The organism is Streptomyces rugosispiralis (genome assembly GCF_024505145.1).
GTDB classification, from domain to species: domain Bacteria; phylum Actinomycetota; class Actinomycetes; order Streptomycetales; family Streptomycetaceae; genus Streptomyces; species Streptomyces rugosispiralis.
Genome location: NZ_JANIAA010000031.1, coordinates 1 through 14,542, shown reverse-complemented (window position 1 = coordinate 14,542; position 14,542 = coordinate 1). Strand labels below are relative to the sequence as shown.

General features: G+C 71.4%; 15 protein-coding genes. 8 read left to right on the top strand and 7 right to left on the bottom strand.

Annotated features, from left to right (window positions below; all coding sequences use genetic code 11):
• Positions 1 to 32: 32 nt before the first annotated feature.
• The gene (locus NP777_RS33315; protein ID WP_256653905.1) at positions 33 to 329 is read right to left on the bottom strand and encodes a GYD domain-containing protein; all 297 of its coding nucleotides are present in this window, start codon (positions 327 to 329) and stop codon (positions 33 to 35) included.
• Between the two features lie 199 nt (positions 330 to 528).
• Between NP777_RS33315 and NP777_RS33310 the strand changes: the two genes are divergently transcribed.
• Positions 529 to 1,515, top strand: a complete 987-nt coding sequence (locus tag NP777_RS33310; protein WP_256653904.1) for an alpha/beta fold hydrolase — start codon at positions 529 to 531, stop codon at positions 1,513 to 1,515.
• 25 nt (positions 1,516 to 1,540) lie between these two features.
• On the opposite strand, the gene NP777_RS33305 is transcribed toward NP777_RS33310, so the two are convergent.
• The 3 genes from NP777_RS33305 to NP777_RS33295 form a co-directional block, all read right to left on the bottom strand.
• On the bottom strand, positions 1,541 to 2,293 hold the full coding sequence (locus NP777_RS33305; protein WP_256653903.1) for a sulfite exporter TauE/SafE family protein: 753 nt from the start codon (positions 2,291 to 2,293) through the stop codon (positions 1,541 to 1,543).
• 27 nt (positions 2,294 to 2,320) lie between these two features.
• On the bottom strand, positions 2,321 to 3,553 hold the full coding sequence (locus tag NP777_RS33300) for a hypothetical protein (RefSeq protein ID WP_256653902.1): 1,233 nt from the start codon (positions 3,551 to 3,553) through the stop codon (positions 2,321 to 2,323).
• A 140-nt stretch (positions 3,554 to 3,693) separates the two neighbouring features.
• Complete coding sequence (locus NP777_RS33295) at positions 3,694 to 5,340, bottom strand: serine/threonine-protein kinase (protein ID WP_256653901.1); 1,647 nt, start codon at positions 5,338 to 5,340, stop codon at positions 3,694 to 3,696.
• 198 nt (positions 5,341 to 5,538) lie between these two features.
• Here NP777_RS33295 and NP777_RS33290 point away from each other — a divergent pair, with 198 nt between their 5' ends.
• The 5 genes from NP777_RS33290 to NP777_RS33270 all read left to right on the top strand — a co-directional run bounded on the left by NP777_RS33290 (position 5,539) and on the right by NP777_RS33270 (position 10,086).
• Positions 5,539 to 6,504 (top strand): TetR/AcrR family transcriptional regulator, encoded by a 966-nt coding sequence (locus NP777_RS33290; RefSeq protein WP_256653900.1) that lies wholly within the window; start codon positions 5,539 to 5,541, stop codon positions 6,502 to 6,504.
• 74 nt (positions 6,505 to 6,578) lie between these two features.
• Positions 6,579 to 7,472, top strand: coding sequence for a BKACE family enzyme (locus NP777_RS33285; protein ID WP_256653899.1), 894 nt, complete (start codon positions 6,579 to 6,581; stop codon positions 7,470 to 7,472).
• Between the two features lie 54 nt (positions 7,473 to 7,526).
• Positions 7,527 to 8,540, top strand: coding sequence for a 3-hydroxyacyl-CoA dehydrogenase NAD-binding domain-containing protein (locus tag NP777_RS33280; RefSeq protein ID WP_256653898.1), 1,014 nt, complete (start codon positions 7,527 to 7,529; stop codon positions 8,538 to 8,540).
• Complete coding sequence (locus NP777_RS33275; RefSeq protein WP_256653897.1) at positions 8,537 to 9,010, top strand: thioesterase family protein; 474 nt, start codon at positions 8,537 to 8,539, stop codon at positions 9,008 to 9,010. The genes NP777_RS33280 and NP777_RS33275 overlap by 4 nt, the downstream gene beginning before the upstream one ends.
• 176 nt (positions 9,011 to 9,186) lie before the next feature.
• A complete protein-coding gene (locus NP777_RS33270) occupies positions 9,187 to 10,086 on the top strand; it encodes a class I SAM-dependent methyltransferase (protein ID WP_256653896.1) in 900 nt (299 codons plus the stop codon).
• A 10-nt stretch (positions 10,087 to 10,096) separates the two neighbouring features.
• Here the strand turns inward: NP777_RS33270 and NP777_RS33265 are convergent, their stop codons facing one another.
• Both NP777_RS33265 and NP777_RS33260 read right to left on the bottom strand, forming a co-directional pair.
• A complete protein-coding gene (locus tag NP777_RS33265; RefSeq protein ID WP_256653895.1) occupies positions 10,097 to 10,510 on the bottom strand; it encodes an SRPBCC family protein in 414 nt (137 codons plus the stop codon).
• A complete protein-coding gene (locus NP777_RS33260) occupies positions 10,507 to 10,818 on the bottom strand; it encodes an ArsR/SmtB family transcription factor (RefSeq protein ID WP_256653894.1) in 312 nt (103 codons plus the stop codon). Before NP777_RS33260 ends, NP777_RS33265 begins: the two co-directional genes overlap by 4 nt.
• A 116-nt stretch (positions 10,819 to 10,934) precedes the next feature.
• Here NP777_RS33260 and NP777_RS33255 point away from each other — a divergent pair, with 116 nt between their 5' ends.
• On the top strand, positions 10,935 to 11,945 hold the full coding sequence (locus tag NP777_RS33255) for an MDR family NADP-dependent oxidoreductase (protein WP_256653893.1): 1,011 nt from the start codon (positions 10,935 to 10,937) through the stop codon (positions 11,943 to 11,945).
• Between the two features lie 151 nt (positions 11,946 to 12,096).
• Here the strand turns inward: NP777_RS33255 and NP777_RS33250 are convergent, their stop codons facing one another.
• The gene (locus NP777_RS33250) at positions 12,097 to 12,876 is read right to left on the bottom strand and encodes a helix-turn-helix transcriptional regulator (RefSeq protein ID WP_256653892.1); all 780 of its coding nucleotides are present in this window, start codon (positions 12,874 to 12,876) and stop codon (positions 12,097 to 12,099) included.
• 391 nt (positions 12,877 to 13,267) lie between these two features.
• On the opposite strand from NP777_RS33250, the gene NP777_RS33245 reads away from it, so the two are divergent.
• Entirely contained in the window at positions 13,268 to 14,371 is a 1,104-nt protein-coding gene (locus tag NP777_RS33245) for a 1-aminocyclopropane-1-carboxylate deaminase/D-cysteine desulfhydrase (RefSeq protein WP_256653891.1), read from the top strand.
• Positions 14,372 to 14,542: the final 171 nt, after the last annotated feature.

The window sequence follows — 14,542 nt, the reverse complement described above, 5'->3', positions numbered from 1 at the left end:
TCCAGGAGGGCTCCCCTCCTGGACCGGTCTCCTCAGCCGGCGACCTTGGCGATGATGCGGCCCATATCCTCCTGGCCGAAGGCCCGCAGGGTCGTGGTGCGGACATTGCCCAACGCGCTGAGCTGCAGCGACGCCGCGGTCGCGGTCTCGTCGTCCGGAGCCTCCACGATGCACACCAGGTCGTACGGCCCGTCCGTCCAGTAGATGTCCACGAGCCGCGCCCCGAGCTTGCCCAGCGCCGCGACGAAGTCCTCGGTGCGCTTCGTGGTCTCCCTGTAGGCGCGGACTCCCTGCTCGGTCCAGTTCAGCAGCGTGATGTAAGTCGCCACGGCCCTCACCTCCACGAGAAGACTCACCGTGCGATCAATTCTGGAAGTAACCTCGCGAAAGCGCACATCCAGTGCGTCGGTGAGCGGCCGGATTGGTTTGCCGAACCGGCAACGGATGTGGTCCGCGTCCCGGACGGCACGGCAAGCTCGGCCCCATCGGCCGCCACAGAGAACGCCCAGCGCGCCCCCGGAGGGAACCATGCCGCAGACGCCGCCCACGACCGAGCTCACCCACCGTCTGGTGCCCTCGCCCGCGGGTCGGATCCACCTCGTGGAGCAGGGCAGCGGACCACTGGTGCTGCTCGTCCACGGCTTTCCGGAGTCCTGGTACTCATGGCGCCACCAGCTGCCCGCGCTGGCCGCGGCCGGGTATCGGGTGGCCGCCGTCGACGTCCGCGGGTACGGCCGCTCGTCCCGGCCCGGGGCGGTGGACGCGTACCGGATGCGGGAACTGGTGGCGGACAACGTCGCCGTGGTGGAGGCGCTCGGCGAGGAGTCCGCCGTGGTGATCGGGCACGACTGGGGCTCGCCCATCGCCGCCAATTCCGCCCTGCTGCGCCCGGACGTGTTCCGGGCGGTCGGGCTGCTGAGCGTGCCGTACACCCCGCGCGGCGGCCCCAGGCCCAGCGAGGTCTTCACCGGGATGGGCGGGGACGAGGAGTTCTACGTCTCCTACTTCCAGCAGCCGGGCCGGGCCGAGGCGGAGATCGAGCCGGAGGTGCGCGGCTGGCTCGCGGGGATCTACGCCGCGCTGTCCGGCGACACCATGCCCGCGCCCGACCTGCCCGACCCGCACTTCATCACGCGCGGCCGGACCATGCGCGAGCGGTTCCCCGCCGAGCGGCTGCCCGCCTGGCTGAGCGAGGCGGATCTCGATGTCTACGCCGGTGAGTTCGAGCGGACCGGGCTGAGCGGAGGGCTGAGCCGCTACCGCAACATGGACCGGGACTGGGAGGACCTGGCCGAGTACGACGGCGCGCCCATCACCCAGCCGTCGCTCTTCGTCGGCGGCGCCCTGGACGCCTCGACCGCCTGGATGGGGGACGCGATCAAGGCGTACCCGAACACGCTCCCCGGGCTCGTCGGCTCGCACATCCTCGAGGGCTGCGGCCACTGGATCCAGCAGGAGCGCCCGGAGGAGATCAATCGGCTGCTGGTCGACTGGCTGAATTCGCTGTCCGCGTGACGCAGATGGCCGGAGGCAGCGGCCCTCATAGCTCCCATACCCCCTTCCCCAGCGTGGACAGCCCGCCTGCCAGCGCCAGCAGCAGGACGAGCAGGCGGGCTCCGTGGTCGGGGACGCGGGTGGTGAGGGACTTGCCGATGAAGGCGCCCGCCGTCATTCCCACGGCCGCCAAGGTCCATACGGGCGGGCCGAGTCGGGGGACGCCGTTGGTGGCGACGGAGAACGCGTTCACCACGATTCCGTAGAACTGGGCGTTGGGCACGAACTCGCGGACCGTCCAGCCCGCGTTCACCGCGTACAGGGATATCGGCGGGCCGCCCACGCCGGCCGACGCGTTCATGAAGCCTCCGGCGGCGCCGGCGGTCAGGGCGCCTTTGACGCCGTTCAGGGCGGGGACGCGCATACCGGCCATCACCAGCAGGACGGCCAGGCTCACCAGGGTGCCCGTACCGGCCAGGAGGACGGGTTCGGGGAGGCGGGCGGCCACCCAGGTGCCGGCCGGGACGGTGCAGGCGGAGGCGGCGACCAGGGGGACCATCGCGGGGAGCCGCACCCGCCGCCAGCCGCCGGCGGTGAGCCCCAGCGCGCAGATGGCACCGGACCCGCAGTTGGCGAGGGCGACGCCGTCTCCCGGGCCGAGCAGCAGGACGAGAGCGGGCACCGCGATCAGCGCGAAACCCATTCCCGTCAGCCACTGCACGGACGCCCCCGCCATGACGATCACGCCGAGTATCAGCTCCGCGCCACAACAACCGCTCATCGCGGGAGTCTCTCGCATCCGGGGCGGAGAAGACCCCGCGGGAGATCAGTCGGGTGGGCGCTGGAGGGCGCGGAAGTCGTCGAAGAAGCCGTAGTTGTGGGCCGGTGAGCCGTCCTCGGACCGCTCCACGGTGCGGTTGGCGTAGAGGCTGTTCAGCAGCCAGGGCTGCTTGTCCGGGCCGAAGTTCTCGGTCATGGCGGCGCCTTGGGTGACGCCGTACGTGGCCACGGCGAGCCGTCCGGTGTCGCGGAAGTGGCCCACCTGGTCCCGCAGGAAGTGCTTGTTGTTCTCGAACCAGGGGCTCATCGCGAGGAAGTCACGCCACTTCTCCTCCGGGAAGGGGTGCTCGATGGCTTCCTTGATCACCTTCCACACCGGGGTGTCCGACGGAAGGCGGTAGCGGCGGGCGAAGCGCGCGGGGATCGTGTCGTTCAGGTGCAGCTTCCACAGCTGGACCAGGGAGAACTCGGTGACCAGGAACTTCTGGCCGTCGCGGAGGCGGGGCAGGATGTAGTCGAGGTAGGGCCGCACCTTCCCCGGCGCGGACACATGGGGGTGGATGTCCACGCCCTCGATCTCCGGGGTGCGGCGGGTGAAGGACAGCCAGCGGTCGGTGGCCGGCGTCCGCTTGTCCGGCTTGTCGAGGAAGTTGAGCGCGCCCATGTACAGGCGGGTCCGGCAGCGCGAGCCGAAGTGCTTCTTCCGGTACGCGACGATGTGCTCCGCGACCGCCTCGTAGAACGCGTTGAGCGCGCCCGAGCGGCGGTCCTGGGGAAGGCTCTCGATGAACGGCTCGTTGCCGATGGCCAGGATGTCGACGGTGTCGAGGACGGTGTGCAGGACCTTGTCGACCCGGGCGAGTTCCGCGGCCATGGCCGAGCTGCCCGGCCGGGGTATCGGCCGGTGGTTGTACGGGAACTTCAGCGAGAGCAGTGTGCGGTGGCCGAGACGATGGGCGTCCAGGAGCTTCGCGATGGCGCGCTGGTCGGAGGCGTCGTCCTCGACCTCGGGCATCGGAACGAATCCCCGGAGCCAGCTCGCGGAGAGCTCGCGCAGTTCGCCGAAGGTCACGCTGCCGGCGTCCTCGTTGAAATTCGCGCCCAGCGCGCCGTCCGGCGCTTCGGCGGAGGTCTTCGCCCCGGGGCCGTGACCGGTCTTACCGGTCTTCTCGGCGGACCGTCGTTCGCCCTGTGTGCACCCCGCGGCGACGAGGGATCCCGCCGACAGGGCCAGCACACGTCGCCGTGCGAGCGGCTTCTTCCTCTTCTCCGAATCCAAGTGACGCTCCCTCTTCGTGCCGGTGACCCTGGCGCTGCTGCCCGAGCCGCCCGTAAGGATGCGTCGGCGAGGGCCGCCCGTTGCCCACGGTGCTCACGTTTTTCGCGGAACCGCGTGCTCGGGCGCGCCGCGCCACCCGGTCAGTGGGTGATCTGCACGGTGAGGGTGAGGGCTCCCTTGTTGTCGTCGAGGCAGCCCTCGCGGTCGTTGGCGCGGAGTTGCAAGGTGCCCGAGCGGGTGGCCTGGAAGCTCCAGGCGCGGTGTACGGGGTGGGGGTTGCCGGGAGTTCCGGGGTAGCGGCCCAGCAGGGCGCCGAAGGGGACGGCGGAGTTCACCTTGCAGTTCTCCCAGGCGAAGCGGAGGGATTGGTCGTCGGCGGCGGTGTGGCCGGCCGGGCCGACGAGGGGGAGGTTGGCGGAGTCCACGGTCCAGGTCCCGCTGACGTAGCGGACCGACACCCTGTCACCCTTCTGGATCGGGATGCTCGTCGCGGACTGCCAGCCGCGTGCCGCGTCCACGGTCACCTTGCTGGTGCTGGTGGAAGGCTGCGCCGCGTCGTCGCCGCCGTCGTCGTTGTCGGACGGGGGGCCGAAGGCGAAGAAGAGCCCGGCGGCGAGGGCCGCCACCGCGAGGGCCGCACCCGCCGTCCACCACCAGGTCCGGCCCCGGCCCCGGTCACGGCCCCGGCCCCGGCCCCGGCCCCGGCCTCGGTCGCGGCGTCCAGGGGGCGGCGATCCGGCCGCCTGGTCGACGACGGTCGGCTCCTGGTCCAGGGCGGCGGGTCCGGCGAGGGTGTGGGGTGCGGTTGGTGTGGGCGCGCCGGCCAGGGTGTGGGGGGCGGTCGCCGAGGGCGTCGCGGTCAGCGTCGGGGTGTCCACCACGTCCGCGCGAGTGGCCGCCGCCCCCGCGGGGTACGCCGGGAAGTCGCCCGGCGTGCCCGCCGGTGGGAGCGGGCCAGGGTCTTCCGCACCGTCCGCCACCCGGCGCAGCGCGGCCCCGACCGTGGCCGCGGACGGGCGCTGGTCCGGGGACTTGTTCAGCAGGGCCTCGACGATCGGCCGCAGCGGGCCGACGCGCTCCGGGATCTCCGGATCCGCGAAGGTGACCGCGTGCAGCGCGGCGGCCCCGGTGGCGCGCTGGAAGGGCGGTACGCCGGAGGCGACCGCGGACAGGGTCGCGCCCAGCGACCACAGGTCCGACGGCGGGCCGGCCTCCTCCGTGGTCAGCCGCTCGGGCGCCATGTAGCCGATGGAGCCGAGGAGTTCACCGGTGGTGGTGAGCGACTCGTCGTCTTCCAGGGCGGCGATGCCGAAGTCGGTGAGGACGGCGCCGCCGTCCCGGCGCAGCAGGATGTTGGCGGGCTTGACGTCGCGGTGCAGCGCCCCGGCGGCGTGTACGGCCTCCAGCGCGCCGAGCAGCTGGAGCCCGAGTGCGGCGGTGTGGCGGGGCGTGAGGGGGCCGTCGTCCGCGATCCGGCGGGCCAGATTGGGGCCGTCGACCAGCTCCATCACGATCCACAGCCGGTCGTCGTGTTCGACCAGGTCATGGACGCCCACCACATGCGGGTGGTGCACCCGGGCGACGGTACGCGCCTCTCTCTGTGCCCGGCGCAGCCTTCGGTGGTACTCGTGGTCGTCGCTCGCGACGTTCAGCTCCTTGGCAGCGACCTCGCGCGCCAGCATCTGGTCGTACGCGCGCCAGACCGTGCCCATGCCGCCTCGCCCCAGCCGGTTGCCCAGCTGGTAGCGGCCGCCGATAAGCCGTACGTCGTCCCCACCCGATGTCACCCGATCTCTCCTGTTCTCACGCCCGGTGAGCATAGTCGGAAGCGTTCGAACATCATCGACCAAAACTGATGCATCAGTCAGCCCGCATCGCAATCTCTCGCAATCTCCGGGTGAAATTCCCATGAACACAGGTAGGAAACGGGCATCGCGCTGACAGATTCATTGCGCTTATCTCAACGCGTCCGTACCGTGTCGGCCATGCGGCAACAGTTCGACGTGGCGGAACGCGTACGTCAGGTGATCGGCGACGCCGGGTGCACCCAGCGCGAATTCGCGCGGCGGGTGGTGATGGACCCGTCCAAGCTCTCGCGGTCGCTCAGCGGCAGCCGGCGCTTCACCGTGGCCGAGCTGGCGCGGATCGCCGACGCCGGGAACGTGGACGCCGGGTGGCTGCTCGGCACCACGACGGACGGCGGAACGGCCGACGGAGCGGACGGCGGAACGGACGGCGGAGCCGAGGTAGCGTACGGCGGTGCGGTCGGCGCGGTGGCCGGTGCGCCGCGGCCGCCCGCCCCCACCGCGCCCCCCGGCGGCGGGCGGCCGCTGCAGATCGTGCGGGAGACGGTCCGGCTCATCGCCGAGCGCGGCTTCCACGCCGTACGCGTCGCCGACATCGCCGCCGCCTGCGACACCAGCACCGCCACCATCCACTACCACTTCCCGGGCCGCGCCGAGCTGCTCGAGGCCGCCGTGCGCTGGTGCATGGACGAGGACACCGCGCGCCGCGCCGCCCGGATCGCCGAGGCCGACGACGCCCGCGAGGAGCTGCGGCAGCTGATCGCGCTCCAGGCGCCGTACACCGAGCGGCAGCGGCAGCAGTGGCTGGTGTGGATGGACCTGTGGGCCGAGGCCGCGCGGTCCACGGCCATCGGACGGCTGCACGCCGACTTCTACCAGCAGTGGCGGCAGACCGTGGCCGAGGTGATCCGGCGCGGCATCGGGCAGGGGGTCTTCCGCACCGTCGACCCGGAGTTCAGCGCGCTGCGCCTGACCGCGCTGATCGACGGGCTCGCCATCCAGGTACTGGCCACCGGGCCCGGTGCGGGCGGTACGAGCGCCGAGGCCATGGACATCGCCTGCAACGCGTACGTGGACACCGAATTGACCGCGCGGCGCTCCGGCGCCGACGCGGCCGGACCGGCCGACCGGCCCGGAAGTAGCTGAAGCACCACAAGGGCCCGGACCGTAGCTGAAGCACCACAAGAGTGCGGTGCACCGCAAGAGAGGGAGAGAAGCCCATGCCCATGAACGACAGCGTCATCATCACCTGTGCCCTGACCGGCGCCGGTGACACCGTGGGCCGCAGCCCCCATGTCCCCGTCACCCCCGAGCAGATAGCCCGCTCCGCCGTCGAGGCCGCGGAGGCCGGGGCGGCCGTGGTCCACATCCACGTACGCGACCCCGAGACCGGCGCCCCCGCCCGTGATCCGCGGCTCTACCGCGAGGTCGTGGAGCGGGTCAAGGAGACCGGTACCGACGTCGTCATCAACCTCACCGCGGGCATGGGCGGCGACCTGGTCATCGACCCGGAGCACCCGCTCACCCACCTCCCCGGCACCGACCTGGTCAGCGGCCTTGACCGGCTCCCCCACGTCGAGGACCTGCTCCCCGACATCTGCACCCTGGACTGCGGCTCGCTCAACTTCGGCGACGGCAGCAACCTCTACGTCTCCACCCCCGACATGCTGCGCACCGGCGCCAAGCGCATCCAGGAGCTGGGCGTACGCCCCGAGCTGGAGATCTTCGACACCGGGCAGCTGTGGTTCGCCAAGCAGCTGCTGGCCGAGGGGCTGCTGGACGATCCGACCGTCTTCCAGCTGTGCATGGGCATCCCGTGGGGCGCCCCGGCCGATCCGGGCGTACTCGCGTCGATGGTCAACATGCTGCCCGAGGGCGCCCAGTGGGCCAGCTTCGCGCTGGGCCGGATGCAGATGCCGTGGGTGGCGCAGTCCATCCTGCTCGGCGGGAACGTACGGGTCGGTCTTGAGGACAACCTCTACCTCAGCCGGGGCGTCAAGGCCACCAACGGCCAGCTCGTCGAGCGCGCGGTCCAGATCACGGAGCTGCTGGGCGCGAAGGTCGCCACACCGGACGAGGCGCGGCAGCGGCTGGGCCTCAAGCCCCGCGCGTAATCCCCCCCACCGGCCCCTCCTCTCTTCCCTCCCCTCACACCCTTTAGGACCGCCATGCCCTCATCCCCCTGTGCCCCCGAAGAGGTACGCCGCGTCGCCTGCGTCGGCGCCGGAGTCATCGGCGGCGGCTGGGTCGCCCACTTCCTGGCGCGCGGCTACGACGTCACCGCCTGGGACCCGGCCCCCGACGCCGAGGAGAAGCTGCGCCGCCTGGTGGCGGCCGCCTGGCCCGCCCTGGAGCAGATCGGCCTCGCCGACGGCGCCTCCCCCGACCGGCTGACCATCGCCGCGACCGTGGCGGAGGCCGTGGCCGACGCGCAGTTCGTCCAGGAGAGCGCCCCCGAGAAGCTGGAGCTCAAGCGGTCGTTGCTGGCCCAGCTGGACGCGGCGGCCCCACCCGGGGTCGTCATCGCCTCTTCCACCTCCGGCTATCCGATGACCGATATGCAGACCGAGGCCGCCGACCCCGGCCGCCTCGTCGTCGGCCACCCCTTCAATCCGCCGTATCTCATTCCGCTGGTCGAGGTCGTCGGCGGGGAGCGGACCGACGCCGCGGCGGTCGAGTGGGCCTCGCGCTTCTACAAGGTGGCGGGCAAGTCCGTGATCACCATGGAGCGCGAGCTGCCCGGCTTCATCGCCAACCGGCTCCAGGAGGCGCTGTGGCGGGAGGCGCTGCACATGGTGGCCAACGGTGAGGCCACGGTGAAGGAGATCGACGACTCCATCACCGAGGGGCCCGGACTGCGGTGGGCGTTCATGGGTCCGTGCCTCACGTTCGCCCTGGCGGGCGGCGACGGAGGCATGGGACATATGCTCGACCACTTCGGACCCTCGTTGAAGTCTCCGTGGACCCGTCTCGAGGCGCCTGAGCTGGACGACACGCTGCGTGCGGCCATGGTCGACGGCTGTGACGAGGCGGCGGGCAGCCGTACCATCGCGCAGCTCGTCGCGGAGCGGGACCAGGGCGTCATAGACGTCCTGCGGGCGACTGGCCGTCTGCCGCGGCAGCGCACCGAGGGGACGGACGGCATCGCACATACCCCCAGCACCATGGGAGACGAGAAGTGAGCAGCACGCTCCCCGACTACCGGCAGACCGTACGTCCCGAGTGGATCGACTACAACGGCCATATGAGCGAGGCGTTCTACGTCCTCGTCTTCGGCCACAGCACCGACGAGATGATGGTGGAGACCGGGCTCGACTCCGCCTACCGCGCCAAGACCGGCTGCTCCCTCTACACCGTGGAGTCGCACATCCGGTACCTCAACGAGGTCGAGGAGGGCGCGGAACTCACCATCCGTACGCGCGTCATCGGCGTGGACGAGAAGAAGGTCCGGTTCACCCACGAAATGCATGTGGGCGAGCCGGACGGCGCCCCCGTGGCCACGACCGAGCTGCTCGCGCTCCACATCGACCAGAAGGAGAGCCACTCGGCTCCGTTCCCCGATGAGGTGCGGGAGCGGCTGACGGATCTGCTCGAGAAGGCCCCCGAGTGGGCGGGCCGGGCGATCGGCCCGGTTCCGGCCGAGGCGGGTTGAAGGACCGCCGTACCGCCTGAACGCCCCGGCCCCGGATTCGTCCGGGGGCCGGGGCGTTCGCCGTTCCGGGTGTTCGCCGTTCCGGATGAGGCACCGGGTGAGGTTGAATGGCGGTAAAGGCGATGGGGGCGATGGCGGAAACGCCGAGGGACGCGCGGGCGAGGAGTGACGACGCCATGGCGGACGCCGGACCGGACGGGAACGGGAACAGGGCCGGGGACGGGAACGGGAACGGCACGAGGGGCCGCAAGGGCGGTCGGCGCGTCGAGCTGAGCGAGGTGCCCGAGACCCTGCTGTGGAACCTCTATATGCGGGCCGCCGAGGCCCGCCGGGCGCGGACCGTGCTGGACGACCCCAAGGCCGTGGAGCTGGTCGAGCGCATCGACTACCCCTTCGAGGAGACCTTCGGAGCGCCCGGCCTGCTGCTGGCGCAGGGCCACGCGCTGCGGGTCCGCACCTTCGACACCGTCGTACGGGCCTTCCTGGAGGAGCATCCGGACGGCACGGTCGTCACGCTCGCCGAGGGTCTGGAGACGCAGTTCTGGCGGGTGGACAACGGGCGGGCGCGCTGGCTGTGCGTGGAGCTGCCGGAGACCGCCGAGGTGCGGCGGGCGCTGCTGCCGGACGAGGAGCGGCGGCGCACCCTCGCCCGCTCGGCGCTCGACCTGTCCTGGCGGGACGAGGTCGATCCGGCGCGTGGGGTGCTGATCACCGCGCAGGGGCTGCTGATGTATCTGCGGCCGACCGAGGTGAAGGACCTGATCGCGGGGTGCGCCGAGCGGTTCCGGGGCGGGGCGCTGGTCTTCGACGCGGTGCCGCGGTGGTTCAGCGCCCGGACCCTGCGCGGCGAGATGCGCACCGCGGGGGGATATCAAGCGCCGCCCATGCCGTGGGGCATGGACGCGGGTCAGCTGCCTAGGGTGCGGACGGCGCATCCGGCGATCACGGACGTGCGCGAGGTGCCGCCGCCGCGCGGACGGGGGTTCTACTACGGGGCGCTGGCGCCGCTGATGCGGCGGCTGCCCGCGGTACGGAATCTGCGGCCGACGATGACGGCGATAGCCCGTTTCTCGTAACGCTCGTTGATCAGCCCGCCGGTTCGGCGAGCACCTTCGCGAGGCGTTTGAGGACCGAGGGCCAGCCGCGCCCCATCCCCTCGATGGCCTTCTTGCCCATCGGGGAGTCGAGGTCGAACCCGGCGTGCTCGAGGAAGAGCCGGGTACCGGCGCCCTCCGGTTCGAGGCGCCAGGTGATGGTGGTGTCGAGGGTGGCCTCGGCGAACCGGTAGCTCAGCAGCCGTTCCGGCTCGACGGCGATCACCTCGCAGGGCTGCTCTCCCCAGGAGCCCATGTCGAGCGTGAAGCGGTGGCCCACCTCCGCCCGCACATCGCCCGCGGCCCACCACCGCGCGTGCAGCCGCGGATCGGTGAGGGCCTGCCACACGGTGGCCGGGGGGTGGGGCAGGAACTGGTCGCAGTGGATGGCATCGGGCTCGGTCATGGGTTCTCCTCGTCGAGGACGTCGCGCAGCGCGCGGAGCCGGGCGCGCCAGTAGTGCTCGAAGGGATGCAGCCACTGCTGCACCTCGGCGAGCGGATCCGCCTCCAGGTGGTAATACCGCTGCCGCCCCCGCGGCTCCTCCCGCACGAGCCGGGCCTGCCGGAGCACCTGGAGATGTTCCGAGATCGCCGGTCTGCTCAGCTCGAACTCGCCCGCGAGGTCGTTGACGGCGCGGGGGCCGTCCCGGAGGCAGTCGAGCAGCTTGCGGCGCACGGGGTTGGCGAGCGCGCTGAAGACGTCTGTGGGCACGATCCGGAGATTACGTCGGAGATTCCCGACGCGTCAACTTGTTCCGACGCGTCAACTTGTCCCGACGCGTCGGGCCCGGTTGACCTTGCCGCATGCCTCACGTTTGGTTGGGATCCATGACACACCACACACACCGCGAAGTCCGACTGGCGGCCCGCCCCGAGGGACCGGTCAAGGATGACCTCTTCGAGATCGCGGAGGTGCCAGTCCCCGAACCCGGACCGGGCCAGGTCCTCGTGCGCAACACCCATATGGGCGTCGCCGCCGTGATGCGCACGCTGATGGACGAGAACGCCGACGTCCCGATGGACTCCTTCGGGATCGGGGCGCCGCTGAACGGGCCGGCGGTCGGCGAGGTCATAGCCGCCCCCGGCACCGAGCTCACCCCCGGCGACCTGGTGGAACACCGGCTCGGCTGGCGCGAGTACGCGCTACTCGACGCGGATCAGGCGCACCGCCTCGAACCGGGCCTGATGCCCGACCCGGCCGCCTATCTCTCCCAGGGCCCCACCGCCCTGATGGGCATCGAGCGCGGCGCCGAAGTGCGGACCGGCGACACGGTGTTCGTCACTGGGGCGGCCGGTGGCGTGGGCTCCCTGGCGGGCCAACTCGCCCGGCAGTTCGGCGCGGCCCGGGTCATCGGGAGCACCGGCTCGCAGGCGAAGGCCGACCGGCTGATCAGCGAACTCGGCTATGACGCGGTGGTCATCCGTGGCGCGGGCCCCATCGAGGACCAGCTGCGCGAGGCCGCCCCGGACGGCGTCGACGCGACCTTCGACAATGTGGGCGGCGAGCAGCTGACGGCGGCCATCGCCGTCGCCAACAGGGGCGCCCGGATCGCCATCGTGGGTGCGCTGGCCAGTCAGCTCGCCACGGAGACCACGAATGCCTCCAAGACCGAGATAGACACGCTCTCGCTGCTCTCCCGCAGCATCACCCTGCGGGGTATCGCCCTCTACGACCACCTGGACCTGATCCCCCAGTGGAACCGCCGCTTCGCCGAGGGCCTGCGCACAGGCACCCTCTCCTTCCCGCACACCCGGCTGCACGGCATCGAGCAGGCGCCCCAAGCGCTCCGCGAGCTGACCGAGGGACGCCATCTGGGTGCCGTCATCGTGGAACTGTGACACCACGGGACGAAGCTCGCCGACGGCCGGCTCCCGGACCGGCCGTCGCCGACTGTCGATCGCAGCCCATGGCACGCACCTGGGCCCGGGACCTCGTCCCACCACTGACGGCCGCCCCATTGAGCCGCTTGAGCCGCCCTGAGCGGACCGGTCACTCCGGCGGGACGCTGTACCGCTCCAGAGTCGCCTTGGAGACCGAGGTGTCCATGAGGCGCAGCTCCCATGGGCCGGTGTTGACGTCGAAGTCCTTGCCGAAACCGACCCACTTGCCAGCCATCCGGCGGCTGGTCGGCTCCACGAGCATCTGAACCGCGCCGTGGTAGCACGCCCCCTGGTAGTAGCCGCCGGTGGCCGTCTGCTCGGTCCAGGTGCCCGTGACCACGCTCCGGTCAACGGTGAGGTCCAGGGAGAGCGGGGAGTCCGGGTTCAAGGACGCCCCGTTGAGTGACCGCCCGGTCAGGCGATTGCCGTGCTGCACGAGCACCACGTAGTGCCTGCCCTCGAAGACGTCCTCGCGCCCTGACGAGTAGTACTCGTACCGGGAAAGCCAGACGCCACCGTAGTTCTCCGCCGCTGTCTGCCGACCCGCCCGGGTGTCGGCGGAGGCGGGAGCCACACCCTCCGCGCTCGGTGTCATGTCATGCCCTCCTGCTCCATCACCATGGACTCTCGCCATGGGCACCTGCGGGGCGAATCCCAACGACTCGATCGGCACCCCTGTGGCCCTCTCCAGCGCGCGGATGTAGACCGGCCTCGGCGATCTGCTGATACCGGACTCCCAGCGTTGGACCAGCCGCTTGCTGGCCTCGTTCGGCTCGCCTGATTCGGCACCTGCCCGGCGGAGCGCCTTTGCCAAGTCGTCCTGGCTCATCCGCAGGCCGATTCGCACGGCCCGCAGCGCGTCATTCGGTGCGTGCACCTCGGTCGTCATGACGTCCACGCTAGCCCTGAACGCCCATGAATGACACCGAAATGACGCCCTTTGAGGGACACCCGGACAACGCCTTTTCTGTCGTCTTTTCTGTCGTCGCGGCGTCCTGGGCGATGGCGGGACCATCACGACCCAAAGCGGCAGAAGAGGCAGATCGTGATGGACAAGACGGAAAAGGGACAGCGGCTCATGAGCCTGCGGGTGTCCCATGACAGTGGCCAGACCTGGAGCGCCGAAGTGGTGGTCATCAGCAGTGACCCCCTGGCCCCCTCCTCACCTCGGCATGACCCCCTGCCAGCGCTTACGCCGTGTGACCGGCTCGGGCCCCGCGTCCGTACGGCCCACAGGCGGCACGGCTCGGTAAACGAGGGACAGAGGTCAGAATGGACAGGTGAGACGCCCGATAGACCTCGCCACCCTGTACCAGTCCTGGCCGCCGTCCCCGTTGCAGGACGTACAGGATGGGTGGCTTGCCCGCCGGGGCGTGGAGCTACGGCTCAAGCGGGATGACCTCATCCACCAGTGGCTTTCCGGCGCCGCCGGGGCACATGCGCCAGTGGACCTGTACCCTCCGGGCAACAAGTGGCGCAAGCTCGGCCCGAATCTGCGCGCGGCCGTCGAAGGCGGCCACACCCGGCTGCTCACGTTCGGCGGGGCGTACTCCAACCACATCCGGGCGGTGGCGGCGGCGGGGGCCGCGTACGGGCTGTCGACGGTCGGGGTGATCCGGGGCGACGAGCTGGCCGGCGCGCCGCGCAACTGGTCGCTGGCGCGGGCCGAGGCACACGGCATGGAGCTGGCCTTCGTCAGCCGCTCCGCCTACCGCCAGACCCTGCGCGGCCTGAGCGAGGACGACCCCGGCACCCTGCGGGCGCTGGAGGAGCGGTGGGGGCGCGCCTATGTGCTCCCGGAGGGCGGTACGAACGTCCTGGCGGCGCGCGGCGCGGCGGAGCTCGTCGCGGAGCTGCCCGACCTGGCCGACCCGGGGCCGGGCGATGTGGTGTGCTGCGCGGTGGGCACGGGCGGCACGCTGGCCGGGATCGCCGCCGCGCTTCCCGCCGGTGCGCGGGCGGTGGGGTTCGCCGTCCTGAAGGGGGCGGAGGGCTACCTGGACGGCGAGGTGGCCGCGCTGCACGAGCGCGGGTGGGGGCGGGCGTTCGGCAACTGGCGAATCGAGCACGGCTACCACGGCGGCGGCTACGGGCGGGTTCCGGCGGAGCTGGAGACGTTCGCGGCTCGCTTCGAGGAGCGGCATGGGGTGCGGGTGGAGCGGCGGTATGTGGCGAAGCTGCTGTGGGGGGTGTACGGGCTGGTGGAGCGGGGTGAACTGGCCCCGGGCAGCCGGGTGACGGCGGTGATCACGGGGCCGCCGGATCCGGTCGGTTCGGTCGGTTCGGTGGGTTCGGAGGGTTCGGTGGGTTCGGAGGGTTCAGAGGGTTCGGTGGGTTCGGAGGGCGGTGCGGTGCTGCCGCCCGGTAGTGCGGCGCCCTGGTGAGGGGCACCCCACTACCGGGCAAACCGCGTCGGTGGTGGGTGCCGGGGGCGGGGCCTCCGGGGCGGCGCCCTGGACCGCACATTTACGGCGCCGTTGGCCGGGGGCTTGCGTGGGCCGGGGATTGGCGCCACAAATATGCGTGAGCGTCCAGGACACCACCCCTCCGACCCC